The organism is Candidatus Eisenbacteria bacterium (genome assembly GCA_018831195.1).
In the GTDB taxonomy this organism is placed as follows: domain Bacteria; phylum Eisenbacteria; class RBG-16-71-46; order CAIMUX01; family JAHJDP01; genus JAHJDP01.
Genome location: JAHJDP010000096.1, coordinates 22,697 through 47,182, shown reverse-complemented (window position 1 = coordinate 47,182; position 24,486 = coordinate 22,697). Strand labels below are relative to the sequence as shown.

At 55.2% G+C, this 24,486-nt stretch carries 13 protein-coding genes; 6 read left to right on the top strand and 7 right to left on the bottom strand.

The features are described from left to right. Window positions 1–142 precede the first annotated feature (142 nt). Window positions 143–1,441 (bottom strand): hypothetical protein, encoded by a 1,299-nt coding sequence (locus KJ970_16910; protein ID MBU2692597.1) that lies wholly within the window; start codon window positions 1,439–1,441, stop codon window positions 143–145. A 102-nt stretch (window positions 1,442–1,543) separates the two neighbouring features. Continuing rightward, window positions 1,544–2,608, bottom strand: coding sequence for a formylglycine-generating enzyme family protein (locus KJ970_16905; GenBank protein ID MBU2692596.1), 1,065 nt, complete (start codon window positions 2,606–2,608; stop codon window positions 1,544–1,546). A 135-nt stretch (window positions 2,609–2,743) separates the two neighbouring features. Between KJ970_16905 and KJ970_16900 the strand changes: the two genes are divergently transcribed. The 4 genes from KJ970_16900 to KJ970_16885 all read left to right on the top strand — a co-directional run bounded on the left by KJ970_16900 (window position 2,744) and on the right by KJ970_16885 (window position 9,344). Beyond that, window positions 2,744–3,613: a DUF89 family protein gene (locus tag KJ970_16900; GenBank protein ID MBU2692595.1), complete on the top strand. Its 870-nt coding sequence runs from the start codon at window positions 2,744–2,746 to the stop codon at window positions 3,611–3,613. A gap of 200 nt (window positions 3,614–3,813) precedes the next feature. Further along, entirely contained in the window at window positions 3,814–5,550 is a 1,737-nt protein-coding gene (locus tag KJ970_16895) for a T9SS type A sorting domain-containing protein (protein MBU2692594.1), read from the top strand. Window positions 5,551–5,684: 134 nt separating this feature from the next. After that, on the top strand, window positions 5,685–8,612 hold the full coding sequence (locus KJ970_16890; protein ID MBU2692593.1) for a TonB-dependent receptor: 2,928 nt from the start codon (window positions 5,685–5,687) through the stop codon (window positions 8,610–8,612). 36 nt (window positions 8,613–8,648) lie between these two features. Beyond that, on the top strand, window positions 8,649–9,344 hold the full coding sequence (locus KJ970_16885) for a hypothetical protein (GenBank protein ID MBU2692592.1): 696 nt from the start codon (window positions 8,649–8,651) through the stop codon (window positions 9,342–9,344). A gap of 80 nt (window positions 9,345–9,424) precedes the next feature. Here the strand turns inward: KJ970_16885 and KJ970_16880 are convergent, their stop codons facing one another. The 5 genes from KJ970_16880 to KJ970_16860 all read right to left on the bottom strand — a co-directional run bounded on the left by KJ970_16880 (window position 9,425) and on the right by KJ970_16860 (window position 17,523). Then, the gene (locus KJ970_16880; GenBank protein ID MBU2692591.1) at window positions 9,425–11,602 is read right to left on the bottom strand and encodes a T9SS type A sorting domain-containing protein; all 2,178 of its coding nucleotides are present in this window, start codon (window positions 11,600–11,602) and stop codon (window positions 9,425–9,427) included. A 143-nt stretch (window positions 11,603–11,745) separates the two neighbouring features. Beyond that, the gene (locus KJ970_16875; protein MBU2692590.1) at window positions 11,746–13,164 is read right to left on the bottom strand and encodes an aspartate ammonia-lyase; all 1,419 of its coding nucleotides are present in this window, start codon (window positions 13,162–13,164) and stop codon (window positions 11,746–11,748) included. A 159-nt stretch (window positions 13,165–13,323) separates the two neighbouring features. Further along, window positions 13,324–15,207, bottom strand: coding sequence for a S8 family serine peptidase (locus KJ970_16870; GenBank protein MBU2692589.1), 1,884 nt, complete (start codon window positions 15,205–15,207; stop codon window positions 13,324–13,326). A 33-nt stretch (window positions 15,208–15,240) separates the two neighbouring features. Next, a complete protein-coding gene (locus tag KJ970_16865) occupies window positions 15,241–15,801 on the bottom strand; it encodes a T9SS type A sorting domain-containing protein (GenBank protein MBU2692588.1) in 561 nt (186 codons plus the stop codon). Between the two features lie 24 nt (window positions 15,802–15,825). Beyond that, window positions 15,826–17,523, bottom strand: a complete 1,698-nt coding sequence (locus tag KJ970_16860) for a hypothetical protein (protein MBU2692587.1) — start codon at window positions 17,521–17,523, stop codon at window positions 15,826–15,828. 168 nt (window positions 17,524–17,691) lie between these two features. On the opposite strand from KJ970_16860, the gene KJ970_16855 reads away from it, so the two are divergent. Then, window positions 17,692–20,451, top strand: a complete 2,760-nt coding sequence (locus KJ970_16855; GenBank protein ID MBU2692586.1) for a serine/threonine-protein kinase — start codon at window positions 17,692–17,694, stop codon at window positions 20,449–20,451. Between the two features lie 140 nt (window positions 20,452–20,591). Further along, window positions 20,592–24,431, top strand: coding sequence for a VCBS repeat-containing protein (locus KJ970_16850; GenBank protein MBU2692585.1), 3,840 nt, complete (start codon window positions 20,592–20,594; stop codon window positions 24,429–24,431). Window positions 24,432–24,486 lie beyond the last annotated feature (55 nt).

Here is a 24,486-nt window from a genome sequence, read left to right as displayed (position 1 = left end):
TTTTATAGCTCCACCCCTCCGGTTTCTTGTGATACCGGCAATGCGGATTGGGACAGTGCGGCGGCTTGAAATAGGTTCGACATTTCGACATACCCTGCTAGGTGAGCAGGAAACACGCCAAATGCAATCTTCGAAGCACAACCTAAAAATTATCAAGCCGCATCATCCAGCTGTTTCCCACCCAATAACCGCCGAAGGGCGGCTTTTGAGGCGCATGGTCCGGTGATCCTTCCAACGCGAGGATCGAGAGCTCATAGACACGGGCGATGTTGCGGGGCCGCAAATCGGGATCGGTCACGGCCACGTGAATCGGCAGGCGCCAGCTGATCACCCGGCCGAAGATATCACGCTCGGCCACTTGCCAAGGGCCGCGTACGCAGACATCGAGCACCTCGATCTTTTTGTCTTTGCGACCGCCCCATCCATCATGCGCCCGGAAGAAGCTCAAGGCCTCTTTGGCCAGAGCGCCGGTGTCACCGGGACCGGGAAAGCTCTGTACATTCCCCGCCCATGCCGCTGCGTTAATCTCCGCCTCCATCTGAAGCGATGCCCCACTGATCTGATCGTCGATTTCGGCCAGCATCGTACCCACTTTATCATTATTGGGATCAAGCTCATGGCCGACCACGAGCAGTTTTTTGACATCCTCGAGACGCTTCAAACGCGCGTCGGTGATGGGGCCGGAGTGGTTTCCCAGCAGGGTCTCGGCATTCTGGGCGCACGAAACAGCGCTCGCCTCACGCGATTTGCGCACCTTGCCGGTGGCCTCGATCAGGTAGGCCAAGCGGCCGCCCGGATCGCCGGAGATCTTCACGCCCTTGCTATGGAGATTGTTTCCGATCTCCATTGATTCGGTTCCATAGGTGTCGGCCAGGCGGCCCAACTCACTTGCAAATTCCGGCAGGAGCGCCTCTGCCGCCTCGACATCGGCGAGCGCCTTCTTGGCATCTGACTCCTGGATCCCATAAACAAGGGAATTGCCGTGGATCAGATCGAGCTGTGGATAGTATTTATCATAGAGCGCGATCATAAGCTCGGCATCGGCCTGCGCGGTGGCCCCGGCGGCCGCCGCGGCATCAGCGGCTTCGGTTTCCGGCGGACCTGCCGCCAGCGCTTCCTGATATCTCTTCTGAACCGCGGCGAGCCTTGCGGTCATAGGCCGAACAGCACGGTGGCGCGGGTCGGCGGTTTTGAGTTCCGCCAGCTTCTTCTCCGCCTCGGCGATCTTCTCTGCGGCAGGAGCCAGCTGGCCGGCAGTGATATCTTTATCCGCGGCGCGGAGAAGCTGCTCGACATCCTGGGCCAGTGTCTCGCCTCCACCGGCAGTTGCGGAGAAGGCCAGCCCCGCGATCATAAAAGTGATCACCCAGAGAGCGATCGGGATAGAAATCATGTTTGGATCGAAGATTGCCTTGACCCGCATAGTTGCCGTGTGAATCACCGCCCCTCCTCCTCTTCTTGACTGCCACTTGGCTAGATAATCATGAAAGCCGGATCGGTTGCAATCCGGCTTTTCATTCCCCACGGAAAATCGATCATGATGTCAAGGGTTTATGGTTTTGGCGATCCTGAAACCGACAATGTGAAAGCTAGCGTACGGGTTGCTATAGAAACGTCCGGCAGAACGCAGATTGCTCGCCGAGCTATACCAACAACCACCGCGCATCACCCGGTAGGTCCCGGTGGGTTGCCCGATGGGGTCAATTACAGGGGACGAGCCCAAGTTGCAGAGCCACCAATCGTTACACCATTCAAACACATTCCCCGCCATGTCCTCGAGGTTCATCGCCATTGGGGCGTCCGGATAACTTCCGACCGGTGAAGTCCAGCCGATACAGAGATCCGTTGGATTGCTGGGTCCGTAGTTTGCCCGGCCGCAATTAGTTTCTACAATTCCCCACGGATACGCCCGCTCATCATTCCACTGAGCCGCGTACTCCCACTCTGCGTCGGTCGGCAGACGGTAGCCTTCTGCGGCGTAGGGATCTCCTCCATTGCACGACCAATCACCGCTGTGCTCGTAAGCCCGGGATAACCCCATTTGAAGACTTAACCAATCACAATATCGAGCCGCTCCAAACCAACTTACCGCCTTGACTGGATGAAAAGTGGGATCGTACCCCTCGGGATAGGCGCTTTGAGCAAGCTCCGACGGCGCTTCCCGCAGGTAAAAGGTTCCAGCGCCATCGAACAAGATCTCTCCGTAATCGTTGTCAAAATCCAGAAGTATTTCAATACTTCCATCCAGATTATCCTGCACCGACATAGAAGTCACCGTGACATACCCGTTGTCATAGGCCCACTGGAGCGCCTCAAGAAACTCCTGGTTCGTTACCTCATGACGGCACAGCTGAAATCCGCGTGTGAGGGTGACTTCGAGTTGATTCGTCCCACAATAGGCGGCGCCATCACCCATTGTGAAAATTCCCGATGGAACAATCGTCATCAGCGGCGCGAGATCCTCGGTAAAGGAGAGGCTATCCATTGATGATATGCAAATGCGCTCAACATTCCCGTCCTGATGGATATCCATCTTCCAATCACCAGGACTCGGGGTTATGTTCGCTGTCAAAGCTAATCCTGCCAGTAGAAGAATGGTTTGTTTCATCTCTGTCTCCTATCCACTGTCGTTGATTGATCGTGTAAATAGTATATCGTAGCGCCGTTGATTTTGCTATCTATAAATATGGTGATGCGGACAGCGGCCACCTGAAACTCCAGAGATTCCATAAAGCGGGTCCAGATGCGTACTTACCTCGAATGCGTGGCTTGTTTCCTGCGGCAGGCGCTCGATGCATCCCGGATGGCCACCGACGATCCGGCGATTCATGAGCGGGTTCTTCGCGCGACTTTACAGTTGGCCGCCGATATGCCCTTTGACCGACCACCTCCTTGGATGGGACAGCAGATCCACCGTTTACTGCGCGAGGCCACTGGTAACCCGGATCCCTATCGCAAGATCAAGCAGGATTCCAATGACCTGGCCCTCTCGCTCTACCCCGATCTTCATAAGCGCGTCAACAGCTCATTGAACCCTTTAGCCACCGCCGTCTCGCTCGCCATCGCCGGTAATGTTATCGACTTCGGCTGCCTGACCAACCTGACCCAGGATGAGATCCGCCAGGCCATGGAGGATGCGCTCCATACCTCCCTCGACACAACCGCCGTCGAGAAACTTCGCCGCCGCGCCGCTGCGGCACGCGATATTCTCTATCTGGCCGACAACGCCGGTGAGATTGTCTTTGATCGACTGCTGATCGAGCAGTTGCCATGCGCGCGCATGACCCTCGTCGTCCGCGGCGCTCCCGTGATCAATGACGCCACACGAACCGATGCGGAAGTCGCCGGGCTGAGCGCCCTGGTTCCCGTGATCGACAACGGCAGTGATGCTCCGGGCACCATTCTCGAATCTTGCTCGGCTTCATTCCAAGCCCGCTTCGCGCAAAGCGATTTGGTGATCGCCAAGGGCCAGGGCAATTATGAAACCCTCAGTGGCGATCACTCCCATACAATCTTTCTATTCATGGCCAAGTGCCCCGTAGCGGCGGCGGATGCGGGATGCCGCGTCGGGGAACGCGTCATCGTTCATGATCGGCCGCATTGTTCCCGTTAGTATTTTCTTAGAATATTCTTCCCATTCTAACTCTTTCTTAATCACTTCCTCACATCCTCCTGATCTTATCCTATCCATCGTTTTCTATATTTTGACCTGGGTCGCTGAATGAGTGAGATCCAGGCCTTGATGACCTGGCAGCGCCCGCAACCGGTTTGGGCTTTGCAACCTCTACTCCGCTTCATCCAAGGAGGAGCATCATGAGACATTCTTTTGTCAGTAAGCTTCTACTGTCAGCGTCCGCTGTCGTGATTTTGACCGGCACGCCGGTCGTCGCACAGCACACACTTGATGGCTGCATATTTTATGACAACCTGCCCGTGAATGGCGAAGTCGGCGGCTGCGCCACTTTCGACGCAGCGACATTGATCAGCACATTTTTGTACAACGATGAAGCTGTGATCAATCCGCTGACCGGCGCCGCTTACAATGATCCATATAACACCCCTGGCATCCTGCCCGACTTTATGCCTCCCGCAGGAAGTATCGCTCTCGGCGCCTTTGATGACATTGCTTCACCGATTCTCTGGCAGCGCGAATGCGAGATCGAATGTGCGGGAACCCCACCCTGGATGCAGATAGAACCTGTCTGTTTTCGCGGCGCGATGGCCCCCGTATCCTTGGATCCCATTCACGGCGGTGACTGGACTGAAGGCTGGACCTATTACAATTACGACGGCGCCGATAGAACAGATCTCTCCGCCGCCCCGCCCGACACCCTGCGCGGTTCTTACTACACCCCCGTCACCATCGGTCCGGACAAAGCTTGGTGGCTGGACGGCAAAGTCCTGATTGAGCCCGGATCCAGCATTACGATTCTTCCGGGAACGGTTATCCGCGGCGTACCCTTCTCCGTCGGAACGCTGGTCATCAAGCGCGGCGCTCAGATCTTCGCCGAGGGGACGGCGGAAGAGCCGATCATTATCACGAGCGGTTTTGAGCCCGGCCTCATGGAGAACGGCGATATCGGCGGGTTGGTCGTGACCGGCCGTGCTATCTCAAACTGCGCCGACTGCTGGGCCGGCGATTCCTGCCTCGTCGAGGGATTCATTCCTCAGCTCGAGGACGTCTTCTACTGCGGCGACAACGACTGCGACAACAGCGGCGTCATCAAGTATTTGCGCGTCGAATACTCCGGTGAAGAGATCGAGCCGAATAATGAGCTCAACTGCATCGTTTTTGCAGGTGTCGGTTACGGCACTGAGGTCGATTACATTGAGGCATTCCGCGGCAGTGACGATCTTGTCGAGTGGTTCGGCGGTTGTGTCTACGTTAAACACATCTTTGCCGCCGGGGGCTGGGATGACGGGATTGATTGGCAGATGGGTTGGCGCGGTGGCGTCCAATTTGCGATTGTTCAACAATGGGCGGATGAGTCTTCTGAGCGTGGCATCGAGGCTGACAACAACGAAGACGGATATGACCGTCCCTGTCGTTCGAACCCAATCCTCGCCAACCTGACACTGGTACGCTCGACCCATGACGGGAACGCTGGAAGCGGTATCAAGCTTCGCCGCGGTACAGATGCTCAGATCTACAACAGCATTGTTATGGGCTGGAGCTCCAAGGGTCTGGACATCGACAACGACGCTACCTGTGCGCGTGGTTTCAATCCTCAGGGTCCGGCGATTAATTGCCAGGATGCTTCGAATGTCGATGAGATCGTCGCCTCGAGTCAGCTCAAGGTCGATACCTTTCCGAGTCCCATCACGAATAATGCGAGCTTCGCCTTTAGCCTGCAGAAGGCCTCCCATACAGCGTTGAGTATTTTTGACCCTGCGGGCCGTCAGATTGCTTCTTTGATTAACGAGAGCTTAAACGCTGGTCAGCACAGCGTGACCTGGAATCTTCCGCGTCACGCCGCTGCCGGAACTTATTTCTATAGCTTAACGAGTGGTGGCGAGACCAAGACAGGCCGTCTCATCGCCGTTCGGTAATTTGAACTCTATGCCGTCGTGATCGACGCCGTTCGAACCGGATCCCGTGCGCCGGTTCGAACGGTGAAACGACGCGAAGATTGTGGAGTCGGTACGATTGAGTCATCAAAGTTGAAACATGGGGGTTTCATACTATGAAAAGTCAGAAAGCCTTGGAATGGATTGCAGGGCACAGGTTATGGGTGATGACATCCATAATCCTTTTGTCAATCTTTCCTCTCCTTCATACACATCCTGCCATTGCCCAAGATCACTCAACAACTCAGATCATCGGTAAAATCGTCAGCTCTGAAACGGGTGATCCTCTCCCCTTCGCCAATATTATTTTGAAGCGTCTCGACTCCAAATCCGACACCATCGGAACAGCGGCCGGCGGCACCTTCGCCATGGATGATGGTATCTACCGGATCGCCACGACACCAGGCCTGTATATGATCCATGCGAGCTATATTGGATATCACCCAAAGAAGGTCATCGGCATCGAGATCAAGGAAGGGCAATCCATCACGGCCGAGATCACGCTGGTTCCATCTGCCATTAAAATCGAGACGGTAAAGGTTAGAAGTTACAAGGATGAAACAAGCGAGGCTTCTATCCTTCAGCAACAGAGAAAATCGCCGGCGGTCAGTGACGGCGTTAGCGCGGAGCAAATCGCTAAAACAAGTGATTCCAACGCCGGCGAGGCTTTGCAAAGGGTCACTGGTCTCACGCTCGTCAGCGGCCGCTATGTTTATGTCCGTGGTCTCGGTGAGCGGTACAGCTCCACGCAAGTCGACGGTTCAACTATCGGCACGCCGGAACCCAACAAGCGTGTCGTGCCACTTGATCTCTTTGCCGCCGGCCTGCTCGACAATATCGTCGTTCAGAAGACTTACACGCCGGACAAATCAGGCGATTTCGGCGGCGGTATTGTGAATATCAATATCCGTGATTTTCCAGGCCACAGGATCTGGAGTGTCTCGGCGTCGAGTGGCTACGCCAATATGACAACCGGTAAGAGCTTTATGTCCTATGCCGGCGGAAGGTATGATTTCCTCGGTATTGATGATGGGACCCGCGGTTTGCCCGATCTGGTGAAGGAAATCGCTCCTCACACAATTATCAGGGATCGCGGCGTCTTTTCCGCCGACACCCTTGAGTTGCTGGGCGAATCATTCAAGAACACTTGGAAGACAAAAAACAAAAAGGCGTTCGCGCCGTATAGTTTTCAAGGATCCTTCGGGAATGAAGTTCAGCTCTTTGGCCAACCTTTGGGTTTCCTCGGTTCTATCTCCTTGTCACAGAGTTTCAATTCAAGCACAGGCAAGGAAATCTCAAACGCCGTCGATTTAGGATATCTGGTACCGCAGCGAAATTATGACGCCAGAAGATCTCAGGCGAAGACACTCTGGGGTTTGATTGGAAATGCCAGCTATCGTCTCAACAGCCACAACACTATATCCCTGCGGACCATGTTGAATCGCAGCTCTGAAGATGAGGTCAGGCATCTGCAGGGTCCCAATTTCGACACCACCGGGGATGATTGGTTGAATGTCCGTTACCGCTATGTACAGAGAGGAATCTTGACCAACTCGATCGCCTCACATCACAATATCGCCCCTCTCGGCGGCATCTCCGTTGATACAAAATTCAGTTATTCCCGATCCACTCTGGATGAACCGGATCGAAGGGAATACAACTATGAGATCAAAGAGAAATACACCACGAATGACGACGGACAGATCATCGAAACCTACCATATCTGGCGTTTATCGACAAAAGATAACAGTCTGCGCCCGACCCGGCAATTCGGCTCGATGGTTGAAGATCAAAGAATTCCGGAGCTGACGGTGACGATTCCCTTTCGCCAGTGGGACAGCCTCGATTCCAAATTCAAGATGGGTGTGAGCTACGAAAACAGGGATAGAGATTTTTCTTGGCGCCGTTTCTATTACAAAGAACCCTCCCGTGTTTCGCCGGTGCTCAGCGATTCGCTCTATGCGCTCCCGCCCGAAATTCTTCTGTCGAATGAGTGGGTCGGGGGATCATCAAGCGACTTCCGATTGAACGAAAACACTTCTCCCGGCACTGATAACTACCGCGGCCACCAAGATATTACCGCCGCATACGCCATGGTGGATATGCCCCTTCATCACAAGCTAAGAATCGTCGGTGGATTCCGGGTTGAGGATGCCGATGTCGTTGTGGAAACATATAATCCATACGATGACACCGTGGGTCCCATCTATCGCAGTGAGCTGAAAAACACCGATTGGCTGCCGTCTATCAACTTGACTTATTCCCTTTCGAAGAAAACAAATCTCCGCCTGGCCGCCAGCAAAACGATCAATCGGCCGGAGTTTCGCGAAATCAGTCCCTTCAATATTCTGGATATCGAAGGCGGCTACACGCAGACCGGCAACACCAACTTGAAGCGGGCGCAAATCTACAACTACGACGCCCGCTTTGAAGCATTCCCCGGATTCAGCGAACTGGTCGCCTTCAGCCTCTTCTACAAGCATCTCAAGGATCCAATCGAGAGAACCATTGTCCCCGGCGCTCAACCCTTGATCCAGCCTCAGAATGTCAAGGTCGGAAAGCTCTATGGCGCCGAAATTGAAGCGCGGTATGGGCTCGGGCATATGGCGGGATCCTTCAGAAATTTCGCGCTGAGCGGCAACCTTACGCTTGTCAAATCCGAAACCGATGTCGGGGATCTTGGAATCCAGCACACATCCAAGCCGCCGCTGCAGGGCCAATCCCCCACCGTTGTGAACCTCGGTCTCACTTATGTCTCAAGCACGGGTCAAACGAGTGCGGCTCTCATCTACAATGCCTTTGGGAGAAGACTCGATGCTTTGGGCGCATTGGACGAACCGGATATTTATGAAGTGCCCCGCCATCTGGTCGATTTCACCATTCGTCGTCAGCTGGGCAGATACACATTTAAATTCGCGGTTGAAAACATCCTTGACGAGGATATTCGCTTTGAGCAAAAGCAGCCCATTGATGGAGCGGATAAACCCACAACCATCATCGAGATGGGGCGCGCCGTTTCCTTATCGGTCTCGCTCGGTTCTTGACGGGTTTGAAACAGAAGGATCAGGAGGGGAAAGAATATGCAATTTCGGAATCGCTTCAGAACCCGGATTAGCTGCAGTCCTTTGCTGCAGGCGCTTGCGGTCCTATTCCTGGCCGGCTGGCCGGCACAAGCCGACATGCGCGAGCCCCTGCCGGACCCGGCAGACTATGGTGATGAGTGGTTTGACAATCAGGTCCCCGAAGCAACGATGGGCATAGCAAAAGCCCGCGGCATGTCTCCGCGCACAGATGATCCGGAATGGGAATCTGTTATTACCGGCAAGCGGGAAGTGGCCGTTCATGATCGTGAATTCAACGGCGGTTCTACATCCCCTGTGGCGCTGGCCCGTCGAATTCTTGAACTGATGGAGGTTGATTCCCGTGATGGACTTCGGGATCTGGCCATCGATCGGTATGAATTCGGAACCCTATTCTGGCCTGAGTTTCCAGCGAGCCGGCCGATTACCAATTGGAAACCGGATGAGGCCTGGTTCTTCCATGCCGGCAAGGTGGAATCAGGGATCTCAGAAGGGCTGGATTACCGGGGCGTGAAACTTATTCTCGACCGCGTGACATGCGAGGGTGGGCACGCCCCCTACACAAACTTCGATCTTTACCATGGGATCCGGATTTATGCTCACAATGAAAAGACGGGAGAATCCGTCAAGTTGGATTTTGTGAAAACCTTCGCCTGCCGTTTAGGCAAGTGGAAGGTTTTCATCTACGACGATTGATCTTCCTCAATATGTTGGGAAGGGCTGATGCGTTTCGCATTCTCCTGTAACCCCCATGCGCATTGCCCTTCCCGCAATTACTACCTTATTCTCGTATGCCGACCCGTCACACTTCTTTCCGCCGTCGTAACCCGCACGAAGTAGACGCCCGCCGCCGTTTCTCCCCCGCTGTCATCGTGTCCGTCCCACGTAAGATTGTGGAAGCCCGCACCGAGCGCGCCGCGATACAGGTCCCGTACTCTGCGGCCGGCGGCGTCATAGACACCGACCTGTACATTGCCGCGGCCGTGCGTGCTGAATCGAATCACTGTCGATTGGGAACTCGGATTCGGGATGAAATGCAGGGGCATTTTGTTCATAAGCCCATCAAGCCCACCCAGCCCTTCAAAATCATCAACCGCCGAAGGCTCGACCTGCGCCGGCAGGATCTGAAATCCGCCGTAGATTCCGAGGTAGACATTCTCGCCTGAAACCGCCGCGCTGAAGCCGTAGGCCGGCGAGCCGGCGCTGCCTGTGATGCGGGGGTTTTGGGGATCGCTGATGTCGATCACATACAATCCGGAACCCCATTCCGCGACATAGGCATGGGTGCCTGAGATCACCACACCGTTGGCGTCACCGGGGGTTTTTACGCCGCCCACGATCTGGGGATTCTGCGGATCGGCAACCTGTATGACGATGAGACCCGAATCACGGTCGGCGATACAAACATAATCGCCGTAGAGGGCCACACCGCGGGCCTCCCCCGGCGTATCGGCGCCGCCGATTATCTGCGGATGCAAGGGGTCCGTTATCTCGATCACTTGAAGACCGCAGCTGCCATCCGCCACGTAAGCGATGGAACCGCAAACCACCACGTCATAAGCCTCCCCCGGTGTGTCGGCGCCGCCGACCGATTGAGGATCCAGGGGATTGGCAATATCGATGATCTGCAGCCCCGCATAGTGGTCCGCGACGAACGCATACGCGCCCGAAAGCGCGACAGCATAGGCCAAATCCGGCATGTTCTCGCTGCCGATAATCTGCGGCGTTTCAGGAATGCTCATGTCAATGACCTGAAGACCCTCCCCCCATTCCGCTACATAGGCGTAAGGACCTGAAACCGCCACACCATAGGCATCGCCCGGCATCGGCGCGGCGCCTATGACTTGAGGCGTCTGCGGGCTTGAGATATCGATCACCTGGAAGCCGGCATAGCCGGTCACGATAGCGGCATACTCTCCTGAAATCGCGACATCCAAGCCATCGCCCGATAGATCAACAGCGCCGATCGGCTGCGGGCTCTCGGGATTTGTGCTGTCGATCACATGCAGACCAAAGGCGCCGTCTGCGATGAAAGCATGGTTGCCGGACACGCAAACACCATAGGAATCCCCCGGCGTATCCACCCCACCCACAATTTGAGGATTCTCCGGATCCGCCACACTGACGACCTGCAGTCCGGCAGATTGATCCGCAATGTATAAATAGTCGCCTGAGACCGCCACGCCAAAAACCCAGCTCGGCATGCTGAGATGAGCCACACATTGTGGATTCTCGGGATCGGTGATCTCAATGACATAGAGACCCGAATAGACATCCGCGATGTAGGCATAGGCGCCTGAGATGGCCACGCCATAGGCATCAAGCGGCGCGTCCTCGCAACCCACGATCAGGGGATGCTCCGGATCGGTAATGTCAACAACCTGTAGACCGGAGCCAAAGTCTGCGATGTAAGCATGGGAACCCAAAATGGCGACGTCATTCGCGTCGGCCGGTGTGCTTACGCATCCAACGATTTGGGGATCTTCCGGATCCGTGATGTCGATCACTTGCAGGCCGCAGTTCCAGTCGGTGACGTAGGCATGGGTCCCTGAGACGGCCACGCCGTAGGAGTCGCCGGGCGTATCCGCGGAACCCACAATTTGGGGATTGAGGGGATCCGTTATCTCAACAACTTGGAGACCCATATAAAGATCCGCGACATAAGCATAAGCGCCGGATATCACAACGCCCCAGGCCTCCCCCGGCGTGTCGGTATACCCCACGATCTGCGGATGAAGCGGATCCGTAAAATCGACGACCTGCAATCCGGAAGCGCCGTCCGCCACATAGGCATAGGTACCGGATGCCGCCACACCATTGGCGATCTCCGGCGTATCCACGGCGCCCAGTCGATGTAGATATTCTCCGTAGTCGATGCTGTCGGCGCGGGTCGAACCGGGGGTGCAGGCGCTGTAAAGGCCGATAAACACATACATTACCGATAGCCGTCTCATGACCTACCCCTCCCATTGGCATCCAATGTTCACGGTGGACTAGACTCAACGAGCTATCTACTAGTACGAAAACAGATACAACAACGGTTCCTGCAATCGCAATTATAATAGCACAAAAGGAGGGTTTTGTCATGAAATCAAGGTCATAAAGCGTTCGATTCGCCCCCGCCCGTCATCTTCGCCGGATCGAGAATTTCCTCGATCTGCTGCCCGGTGAGAAGCCCCTTCTCTCTGACGAGTTCTACAATTCCGCGTCCGGTCTCAAGGGCCTCCTTGGCCAGTTTTGTAGAGGTCTCATACCCGAGGAGAGGATTCAGCGCCGTCACAAGGCCGATGCTGCGCTCCACCATCCCCCGGCAGATATCTTCGTTGGCCGTGATCCCGTCGATGCAGTGCTCACGAAGGGTGCGGGCGGAGTTCATGAACATTGTCTGCGAGCTGAGAATACACTCCGCGATGACCGGTTCCATGACGTTGAGCTGGAGCTGGCCCGCCGCGGCCGCCAGCGTCACGGTGAGATCGCTGCCGATAACGCGATAACAGACCTGGTTCACCACCTCCGGAATTACCGGATTGACCTTTCCCGGCATGATCGTTGAGCCCGGCTGTTTCCGCGGGAGATTGATCTCATTCAGTCCCGCCCGCGGTCCGGAAGAGAGAAGCCGGATGTCGCTGCAGATTTTGGAGAGCTTGATCGCCAGGCTCTTCAGTGTGCCCGAATAAAGGACGAAGGCCTGCGTGTCCTGTGTCGCTTCAACAAGATCCTTTGCCAAATAGAACGTCTTGCCGGCGATCGCCGCCAGGTGCTTTATACATTTCGCTGCGTAACCTTTGGGGGCATTCAACCCGGTGCCGATCGCGGTGCCTCCCATGTTGACTTCCAGAAGCCAGCCCTCCGCCTGTTTTAGGGCGTCCACCTCGTTGTCGAGACTCGCGGCCCAGGCTTCGAACTCCTGCCCGAGCGTCATCGGCACCGCGTCCTGAAGCTGCGTTCTACCCATCTTGATGATGTGGCTGAACTCCCGCCCCTTGGCGCGAAGTGATGCGACGAGCCGTTCCATTTCCAATATAAGATGATCATTGATAAAGACCATCGCGATATGAAGGGCTGTCGGATAGACATCGTTGGTCGACTGCGAGAGGTTCACATGGTCATGCGGATCGCAGAATCGATACTCGCCCATGGCGTGCCCCATCAGCTCCAGGGACCGATTCGCGATGACCTCATTGGCGTTCATATTCGTCGAGGTCCCCGCCCCGCCCTGGAACATGTCGACCAGAAATTCATCGTGCAGTTTTCCTTCGATGATTTCCTGACAAGCGCCCTCGATTCCCTTGAAGATCTCGTCTGGGAGCTGCCCGCAATCATGATTGGCGCGCGCCGCCGCCAGCTTGACCAAGGCCAGTGCGCGGATCAGGTCGGAGTAATGGCTGATCGGCACACCCGAGATGAGAAAATTCTCCATCGCCCGCGCGGTTTGGATGCCATAGTAGGCGGCGGATGGGATTTCTTTCGAACCGAGCAGGTCGTGTTCGGTGCGGGTTTTGTGCTCAGTGAACATATCTGGCTCCATTGATTCTTTGAATCGTGTCATAGGGGAAAGAAAATGGTACCCCGGATCAGTACGGAATCCAGAGTATAGGAGTTTTTGCCCCGGGGTCAAAGGGATGGATGCAGGCTGGGAATTCAGCTGGCGGAGGCTATAAACAGGGCTGGATAGCTACTGACCCAGCGTCGCGTCATGCTCGATCGTTTCCAATCTCATGTTGGTGGACAGCGTCGCCGGTTCAGGATATGTACCCCCAGGGAAGAACAACAGCCGGCCGCCCGGCACTTGCGCGTCATGTGCCGCCTGAACCGTATAAAATGGATAACCACGATCATCGGCATAGTTTTCATAGGACCGCGCAACCCAAATCGTGTGTTCCACATAGTCCGTTAGAAAGAGACCTCCCCACCCATAAACATTGTCTTCTCCGTCAACCCCCCAATCCCGCCAGAGGTCCGCTTGTCTTAGCGTGAGCCACCAAACGCCACGCTGAAGTAGTTGCGTGTCAGCCGACCAGAAAGCGCACATGGCCCCCGCGCAATTCGGCGTCGCGCAGCTTGTGCCACCGAATCCCTGAATGGGGTCGTCATAGGTAAAACCAATTGTATGTGTCGGGCCGCAAATATCGGGCAATGTCATACCGGAGTTGCTGGGGCCTTGACTACTATAACTCATTATAGTGTTAAATCCGTTTGGATAGTCGTATAATCCATGATGGACAGCACCGACCACAATGACGTTGGGGTGAGTGCAATTAGTGGGCGATATGGTTGATCCTGCTGCAATAATATGCTCATTCCAAGTTGCAGAACCTTTCATGAAGATTTCCATTTCCGTCGATCCGCCGCTTTCCCGTTCGATTCGCAATTCGACAACCCTATCCGAACCCGTGGAATTGTCGTAACTCACCTCCTCAAAGGTATTCCCACCAAAGTTCGAGTAGTCCAGCAACATGGAACCGCCATTTCCCCATAGTGACAAATCGTAGTCATAGACCTGCCCGTTTGTATGGTCCCATGACAAGAAAAAGGAGACGGTCTGACCGTCGGGAACCGTCACGCTGAGCATTTCGTCGCCATCGATCCAATCGTGCACATTGGGAGCATCAGGCCCGGCATTATAGAATCCTTGCCAATGCTCAGTTGCAGAGTTACCAGCGGCGGTGAAAAAGAATATTCCGGCTTCCGCCGCATTTCTTGCCTCATTGCAGGCATCCCCACTATCATCTTCCCATCCTGTATTGTACCAAGCGATTGAGTGAGAAATTATATCGACTCCATAGCCAATGGCGTCGTCTACCGCATTCCCAAGGTCCACCAGGGTATGGTATTTATATATTCTCCAAGTCGCACCAGGGCAGTGATCATAAGCTGCTTCAACACAACCAGTACCGTGCGTCCCATCATCCGGCTCTTCAAAATCGGTTGAGGTGAGGTTAATCCGGGTCGCCTGGCCTGGAGGCGGTGCGTCACCGTTATTCATCGCTTCGGTGAGGTTGTCAAACCCACCATCGAAGATGGCGATTGTAAGACCGGCGCCATCCGCACCCCCGTCACGGTATGACTGGGAATTTGTTTCCGCCGGCCCCTCCCCCATCACCGAAGTTGGCGTACCGTACATCGCCTTTTGCAACCTATAGTTTGGTGCAAGACGGCGCGCCAGATTGACAACCTGAGGGAGCGGAATCCAGGCGTCGGCGCGATTGCGCCAGGCATTCTCAAGTTCGGCGCCATAGGGTGTCAAAGCGGAGGCCGTAATGGCTGGCCCGCCCTCCGGTCCGATAATCTCTACATGAACCCGTCCGAGATCATCAAGGTAGACAGATCTACGGCGCATAACATTTTTCAATTCCGACCTTGAAAAGTCACCGGATGCTTCCATCTCGATCGCATCATAAAGTGCAGTATGGATTGTAAGATCCGGATCCTTGGGACGCATGGTCACAGCCTGGCCCAAGGTCGGAACGGTCACCATACAGAGACTTATCATGAAGCAGGCCAAAAGCATCCCTCCCATCATGACTCTGTATCCCTCATTTATCCGTCTGGTTGTCATTGTTCTACCCTCCCCGGTCTTGAGCAGCGAAACCTATCGGATACAGATAAGCCTCTGACTTTTCCTGTAACCCGGCGCATTCATTGCAACGAAATAGACTCCTGCGCCGACCGGTTTGCCCCAATCGTTCCTGCCATCCCAGACAATGCTGTGCTGTCCTGGTGTTTTTTGAGCATCGACAAGTGTCTTGATCCGCCTGCCGGTCACATTAAAGATATCGATTTTGACGGATCCACCCAGCGCCGGCACATCGTAACGAATCGTTGCCGATGGCGTGAAGGGATTGGGCATGATTCGTGATAGGGCAAAGCAAATTGGCAAAGGGATATCCGGATCGCCCACATCAGTCGTTGGTGTGCCGCCATGCCAAAATCCACTTCCAATAAAGAACTCATGATGCCTCGCCTCGCCGGCGACATCCTGGCTGAGCGTTGCAATCAGGCCATAGTTGGCAGAAACCGCCGCGCCGCCGCCTAATCCGAAAACATGGCGTGTGATCAATGTCGATGCCGAGGTGGGATGGCAAAGTATCAATGCCAGCAAGAGTGTCGGAATGACAAGCCTGTAACTTATCCTTCCAATTTTACGTTTCATGATTCCCTCCAATTAGAGATCCGGCTATTGCAGGCTGATAAGAACCAAAACCAGACCGGTTCCACTATCGAGGGAACTCATGGCTTTGCCGATGACCGCGCCGGTGCGTTTTCCCGTATCCGCCGCCTTCATCGCATGGCCGGGCATATCGGATGTCGTCAAGAGATCGCCGGGTCTTATCGATCCACGCGATGCATCCGCTTTCACATAAGCCCTGCCGGTTAGAGCGACATGCTGGCCGCCATTGACCTTGCCTTTCTGTTCCAACATCAGGCCGGGATTGATCCCGCCCGCGCCGCTGATGATTCCCGCGACCCGGCGATCATAGGCCCGGTCACTCAGCTTCAACTGACCCGGATGCTTTTCGTCGATGACTACCACAGAGCCCTCAGGTAGAAGTTTTGCGTCGCTCATCTCAAACGGTTCCGCAAGATCCAACCCAGCAGTGATCACGAGAGATTCTGTGCGGATCGTCCCCGTTTCAGGGAGCAGACGGATTCTATTGTCGTCGTTGGAATCGGCGATGAAGATGCCGCCGGAGGCTCGAAAACGAACAGAGTTGTCGCCCCAGGAATCAAAATCATTCGAATTGGACTTGTCCGCCCAAACAAAGGAACCCTCGGCAAGTGCCCGCGCCTTGTTGCCCGCGGCAAAAGCGCCATCGCCTAAAGCATGACAATAGTATCCACCAGGAACAGTGCTCGAAGTTCCGCCGGCCCTGTTGCCCAACCCACCGCCAACGGTCGCATAACTACCATCGGCTTCATTGGAGTACCCCCCGCCGACCGTGGAATTATGAGCGGCTTTATTGACAAAGCCGCCGCCGATGGCGCCTAAAACACCTGTCACTTCATTTCCATATCCTCCACCGATGGTGGCATGCGAATGCCCGGCTGTATTGTGCTCGCCGCCGCCAACGGTGGCGCTCTGTGCATCGTTATAGGTGGTATTTCCATCCCCCGCGGTATTGTCATACCCGCCCCCGACCGTCCCGAAGTTGTCGGTGACCCGGTTCGGTTGGTCGACATTCCCACCGCCGCCGATCGTCGCGCCGATCACACCATCCGTCACATTATTGTTAAAGCGGCCGCCGATGATATTTCCCGGATTCGGGACACCCTCGTCTTCTCCGGTCGGCTTCAGCCTGAGGATATTGCGCCCGCCGACCTTGATGCTGAGCTGGGTCTCGTCGGAGGTGCCCAGATAGTTCGTTCCCGGCGTGGTTCCGGCGTTCCCGCTGAGACTCCAGTAGGAACCCGCCGTCGTCGCCATGCTGTACAGGGCGCCGCCGATCGGCTGGTCGGTAAGCATCTCGTAACCATCCCCCGTGTCGACCCAAACGCGCAGGACCGGTTCATCCGATCCGGCCAGATTGGCGGGCACGAGCGGGACCATGGGCGACATCCCCAAAAAGACCGTGAAGACACCGTCGCCCACGGAAACGCTGACCGCCGCGGCCGGCTCGCCGCCATCGACACTCGATCCATCATTCGACCAAAGGCTGGCGCCTGTCGTGAGATCAACGATGGCGAACTTCATCTGGGCGGTCCCCGTATACGCCGCCCCGTCCTTTTCTAAAACCCCCTGGTAGCTTGTGAAAGTCGGCTCCGCCAAGACAGCGGACACCGCGCACAGAGTCAGGGTAAAAAAGATGGCGAACGCCATCAGCGCCGCCGCGACGCGGGCGCCCTCTGCTTTCTGTTTCAATTTCAAAGTCGCCATGTCCCATGCTCCTTTCATAACCTGCTTCCCCTGCCTCAGTGATCCATGCGGGATCCACCTGGACTTCTATCCTCCTACGCCTCCCAACGGTGAGTTCTCGTGGGCAAAACGCGCCTGGCGCCCGAAAATTGAATGGTCTATATTCCTTTGCGGAGAGGAGACTTTTAGATGCCGATAGAAAGGCCGCCGCAGAATCCCGAGGACGATCCCAAAATTAATCCTTCGAACCCAGAGCATCCCGAGCGGGACCCGTCGCTATCCGAGTTCCCCGAGTCCGAATCGCTCTTCATCGGCTCCGCGCAGCCACCATCCGGCAGCACGCCATCCGGCATTTCGCCTTCGGATGGTGCCAACGGCGTCATCGCCGGCTATCGCATCATCCGCAGAATCGGCGCCGGCGGTATGGGCGTGGTCTATGAGGCCGAACAGCAGAATCCCCGGCGCCGGGTGGCGCTCAAGGTGATCCGCGGCGGCGCGGTGGTCGATGAACACCATGTGAAACTCTTCCAGCGCGAGGCGCAGGCCCTGGCGCTCCTGAAGCACCCGAACATCGCCGCGATTCACGACGCCGGGCAAACCGAAAACGGACAACATTACTTCGCGATGGAGCTGATCACCGGCGTCCCGCTCGACGCCTATTTGCAATCGCGGCCCCTGGGAGATTCGCCCACCCGCCATCAGATCCGCGAACGCCTCGCGCTCTTCCTGCAGATCTGCCGTGCGATAGCCTATGCGCATCAGCGCAGCGTCATCCACCGCGATCTGAAGCCCTCGAATATATTTGTCATTCCGCCGGATGGTGAAGACGCGGGCGCCTCGCGGCGTGACGCGCAGGTGAAGATCCTCGACTTCGGCCTCGCCCGCCTGACCGATGCGGATGTCAGCTTGACAACCATGGTCTCCGAAGTGGGAAAGATCCGCGGGACGCTGGCCTATATGAGCCCCGAGCAGGCCCGCGGGAATCCTGATGCGATTGATCTGAGGAGCGATGTCTATTCGCTCGGCGTGATCCTTTACGAAATGCTCACCGGGCAGCGGCCCTACGACGTTCACAAGGCGATGATCCATGAGGCGATTCGCGTCATCTGTGAAGAGGATCCGGCAAAGCCAAGCGGTTCATTCAAATTGCTACGCGGTGACCTCGAAACTATCACCCTCAAAGCGCTGGAGAAAAATCCGGCGGATCGGTATCAGTCGGTCTCGGCCCTCGTCGACGATATCGAGCGACATCTTGCAAATCAACCGATCCTCGCTTCGCCCCCCAGCGCGGTTTATCAATTCCGGAAGCTGGTTTCTCGTCACCGGGGACCCTTCGCATTCGCTGCCACCCTCTTCATTCTCTCCATCGTTTTTGGGATCACAATGTCGGTACTGTTCGGCCAACAGCGGGTCCTGCGGGCGCGGGCGGAAGCGGAAGCTCAGAAGGCCGATCAGATCAATACCTTCCTTCGGGATATGTTGGGTTCGGTCAATCCCTCCGGCATGGGCAAAGATGTCACGGTTCGAGAGGTCCTCGATGAGGCGGCCAAGACGATCGATGAGGGCTTGGCTGATCAACCGGAAGTAAGAGCCGCGGTTCAAAGCACCATTGGGGATACTTATTTCGCACTGGGATTCATCGAAGAAGCGGCCCCCCATCTTGAAGGGGCTTATGCCGTCCAGCGGGAGATACTCGGCGAAACACATCCCGATGTCGCCATGAGCCTTTTCAGGCTGGCCAGGCTGCGCATGGCGCAGTCGAAGGAAGACAGCGCTGAGGTCCTGGCGCGGCAGGTCCTTGAAATCGAGCGCGCTCATTATGGCGAGGAACATCCGACGATCGCGACTCATCTGTGCTTTCTAGCCAGCGTCTTGGATGGGCGCGGGAAATACGAGGAGGCGGAACAATTATATCTTGAGGCCCTTGCCATGCAGGAAAAACTGCTCGGCAAGGAGCACCTTGATATGGTGCCGCTCCTCGAAAGCTATGCGATCTTTCTGGGGGGCCAGGGACATCCCAGCCAGGCGGAAAAGCGGATGCGGGCCGCGCTGGAAATCCAAAGAAAGCACCATGGTGATAACCATCCATCTTTGGCGACAAACCTTATTAATCTGGCCTATTTCCTTAGTTCTCAGGAGAAGTATGAAGAGGCGGAGGCAACGGCCCGGGAGGCGATCGATCTGTGGCGTGAACACATGGGGGAAGAACACGAGTCTTACCCAGCGCTCCTTAACATTTTGGGCAGCATCCTCTCCGGCCAGAACAAGAGAGACGAAGCCGAATCGGTATTTCGACAGGCCTTGGACCGGCGGATTCAATTGTATGGAGAAGAGGGGCACGTCTCCATTGCGGCAAGCCTTAACAACCTGGCATTATTCCTCTTTAAAGCAGGGAAATACCAGGATTCGGAGGATATGTACAAGAGGGCTGAAGTTATTTGGCGCGAACATTTTGGGGATGAGCACCTGCATATTGCATCGCTCATGGGAAATCTATCGCTGGTATTAAAGGCCGAGGGGAAACTACAAGAAGGCGAAGCTGCGTTGGCTGAGGCCGTTCGATTGAATGAAATACTTCTCGGGAATGATGCGATCAACACGATCTTCACGCGGATGGAACATGCCGTCTATGCCATCGATCGTGGTGAAGGAGATGGGTGCGAGTCGATGTTGCGCGACATTGCAGACTCCTTACGCGCGAAACTCCCTGAAAAAAGCTGGATCCCCTATCTCGCCGATAACATCTTGGCCAGCTGCCTGGCGGCGCAGCGGCGCCATGAAGAGGCTGATTCACTTTTTACCCGCAGCCGCCAACCAATCCTCGATTCAACCATTGCGGCCGCCCGAAAAGCCGACGCGCTCGACCGGATGGTCCGGCACTACACGGCATGGGAAAAGCCGGAGGAAGCGGCGCGGTATCAGGCCGAGATTGATTCCTTAATGAACTAAACCCCACGAGAACTCCACCCCTTGAAGCGTAGACCCCACAGAGGGGGGATTCCGGCTCTTCGCAGCGCAGACTTTTCGAGCCCCATCCCATGCGTTTGTACCCATTTGCCGTATCCAAATTTATTTCATGGAGGTGTACCATGTTGTCACTTCGTTCAATCTGCACCTTGGTCGTCCTTGTGATAATGGCCGTCTTACTCCAGACAGGGGCTCAGGCGGATATCTTCACAGTGACCGATCTGGCCGATTCCGGCCCCGGAACGCTGCGCGAGTGCTTGATCCAGGCCAGCAGCCACGTCGGCACACCACACAAGATCGTTTTCGATGTTGAAGGAGGGATCACCCTTACCTCACCACTACCCGCTATGACGGTCAATGAAACTGAAATACGGGGCGAAGAGAATTCGAGCGGCCCGGTTGCTTGCGATCCCGGCGATCCGCCGCGAGTAACGCTGCTTGGAATAGGAACGGCCGCCTGTCCTGGTCTCCAGCTCGCGGCAAACTTCTGCGTCATTACCGGTCTACGAATCATGCTCTTTGATCAAGCGGGAATCTTTATACATCCGGGCTATCACAATAATGAAATCGGGCAGCCGGGTTTTGAAGGATGCGAAAGGGTTGTCTTGAATAGCAATAATATTGGCATTGATATGGGTGGACAGGATACCAATTGGAACATTATCCGAAACTGCGATATTTATAACAACTCTGCAGATGGTATCTTTGTCCATTCGGGACCCAAATACAATGTTATAGGTGTAGACGCCGATGGAGAACGAAATTACATCTACAACAATGGAAACAACGGCATCCATTTCCTTGCAGATGAAACCGGGCCCGTTGAAGATGATTCCATCAATGGAAACCGCATTTATAATAATCAGGAAAACGGCATCTTCTTCAACACCAGCGGCAATGATGTCTTTAATTGCCTGATTTTCAAAAACCATGTCGGAATGGATTCCAACGTCTCCCCCGCAGGAAATCTAATTGACGGGATTCGCTGCGAGGGCTCCAGCCACGACAATGACATCCTGGATAATATTATTAATGGCAATGTTCATCATGGGATTAGCCTATGGCAGCAATCTGACAATGACTCGATTGCTGGAAATTTTGTCGGCGTACTGGAGTCCGGCGATCCAATGCCTAATGGCGATCACGGGATCTATATAGAGACCGCCCACAACACAATCGGCCCGGACAATGTTATTATGTACAACTGCCCCAATGGATCGTCTTTCGCCGGTCTTTCTTTTGAAAATGGCGCCGACCATAACGCTGCCTGGCATAATACGATTTCGGCTAATAGCGGCTATGGCGTTAAATTCACCGGTACCGGCACGAGTTTCAACAATCTCGGAGGCAATTATATCGGGACCGATGAATTTAACGGTGTTTTCGGAAACGCTGAGGATGGAATTGTTCTTGAATCGGACGCCGGCGGAAACACGATCCATCACAATGTCGTCGGATTTAATAATGCCCATGGGATTGGCGTCGCAATAACCGCGGGCAATCAGACAATCTACGGCAACAAGATCGGTACCGACTCCGCAATGACCGCTGATCTGGGCAATGGCCAGTCGGGCATTAAACTCTCATCGAGCAATAATACAATCGGTGGACTCTTTGAGGATGAAGAGAACATCATTGTGAATAATAGCAATTATGGCATCAACGCTGCATCTAGTTCACAGCAGGGCGGCAACTATATCGTCGGCAACTTCATCGGAACAAACGAAAACGGCGACGTTATGGGGAACGGGAGTTCTGGAATTCGTGTTGGCGGATACATGATAAACAATGATATCGGCGACTGGGCAGATATAGACGGCGCCGGGAACACAATCATGTACAATGCAGGACCGGGCGTCATTGTTGCGGGGCAGGGCACAGATCCCGCCAATCCGGTTCAAAACCGGATTCTGACAAACCGGATCTGCTCCAATCTTGCTTCACATGAAGAGCAAATTAAACTTCTCAACGAAGGAAACGATGATCTGCCGGCGCCGAACGTAGGCGCTGCTTACAATGCGATCCTGATCACAAGCGGCGAACTTATTGGCGTCGTTTCGGGAACGATCGGATATCCCCATCCACCAAATGTTTCGACACGCATTCAGGTCTTTTACGATACGGAAGACAGCTGTGGTCTCTACTACGGGCACGATCATGTGCTGACCAGCGAAACAACATGGTTGGTGCAGGGAGCCCCTCTTCGCTACACATCCAACGTTTATGCGACGGAAACAACCCGGGGCCCCGATGCCCCTCCAGAACCGGAATCGCAGACATCCCCCTATTCCGGGATGGAAGATGTGGGCTTGTTTTTCAATCTGGCGGACGCCTGCAGCTCTTCTGTTTGCCCTTGGTTGTGCACCGATGATTCGGGAGGTTCTTCAAGCTGGATCGATTACAACAACGACGGGCTTGAGGATCTCTTCATCTGCAATGCGGGCAGCGCGAACCTGCTGTTCGAGAATCTAGGCGATTATAACTTCGACCTTGATGACGCCCAGTGGCTGTCGGCAGCGGGTGACGTGACCTTCTCCTCCGCCTGGGCCGATTATGATAATGACGGGCTGCTGGATTGTTATCTGGTCAATAGCAATTCGTCCAACAAGCTGATCAGAAACACCGGATCGGGATTCGAGCCCGTTTCGATGCCTGTGATTGAAAATGACGGTCCCGGCCGCACGGCGGCATGGGCTGATATCGATCTCGACGGCGATCTCGATCTCTTCCTGGCGAATCACGGCACCGTGGACGGCCTATACCTTCAAGACGGCGCGGAGTTCGAGGAGATTATACATTCGATCTTGGGGTATGATTTCCCCGCACTGCCCACTACCTGCGCCGCCTTCGGTGACTATGACAATGATGGAGATCCAGACCTCTATCTCGGCGTCAGTGGCCAGGCCAACATGCTGCTCCGCAATAACGGCGATTTGACCTTCACCGACGTGACTTCCGGACTGCTGGGAGACACCGGAGAAACCCGGGCTGTCGTTTGGGGTGATTTCAACAATGACCAACACCTCGATCTCTTCTTCTGCAACTACGACGGGGGCAGCAAGCTGCTCTACGGCTCAGGCGACGGGGCCTTCGAGGATGTCACGCCGCAGTCGGTCGCCGATATCTTCTATATGGTGAGTGTCGACACGGGAGATCTCGATCAAAACGGCCACCTCGATCTCGTGACTTATGCCGAAGGGATGCCGAAGCCTATTGTTTGGTTCAGCGACGGCCTCACCTACATTCCGGAAGAAGGTCCAAGAGAGTCGTCGATTGTCTCTGGTCCGATGGGTGATATCGACGGTGATGGAGACTTGGATATTTTCACGGTCAGCAACCAGGTTGGCGAAGACAACAGTTTCCTTGTGAATACGCTGACGGAAGAGGAAGGCTGGGTGCTCTACAAGCTCGTCGGAACCCAATCCAACCGCTTCGGCATCGGTGCGCGGATTGAGGTGACAACCGGCCGCGGCACTCAGATCCGCGAAGTCCAGGCGGGTACCGGTTCGCGTGGCCAGAGCTCAATCAAAGCGGCGTTTGGCTTAAGCGATGTCGAGACGATCGATTTGGTGCGTGTCTACTGGCCCAGCGGCGCCATCAGTGAGTTGGAGGATGTCACGATCAATCAGGTCTACACGATCGTCGAACCAACGACGGATGCCGTGGAGCCCCTCCCCGCTCTCGTCACGGTGATCAGCCTGCATTGCGCGCCGAATCCCTTTACGGGACGCACGCAGGTGCAGTATCAGCTTGTGCAACCGCAGGAAGTCACACTGCGGATCTATGACTCGGCCGGTCGTGTCGTGAGAACACTGGTCAATGATCAACGATCTGCCGGCGTCCACCAAATACCCTGGGATGGACGGAACCAAGCGAACGAACCGGTGGCCGCCGGCGCCTACTTTATGAGCCTCGAATTCGGCGGAGGGCGAGTTCAGGAGAAAGTGATGTATTTGAAATAGAGATCCATAAGTTCATCGCGAGGTTGGAAGCGGCCCGCTCTCCGCTTTAACGTAG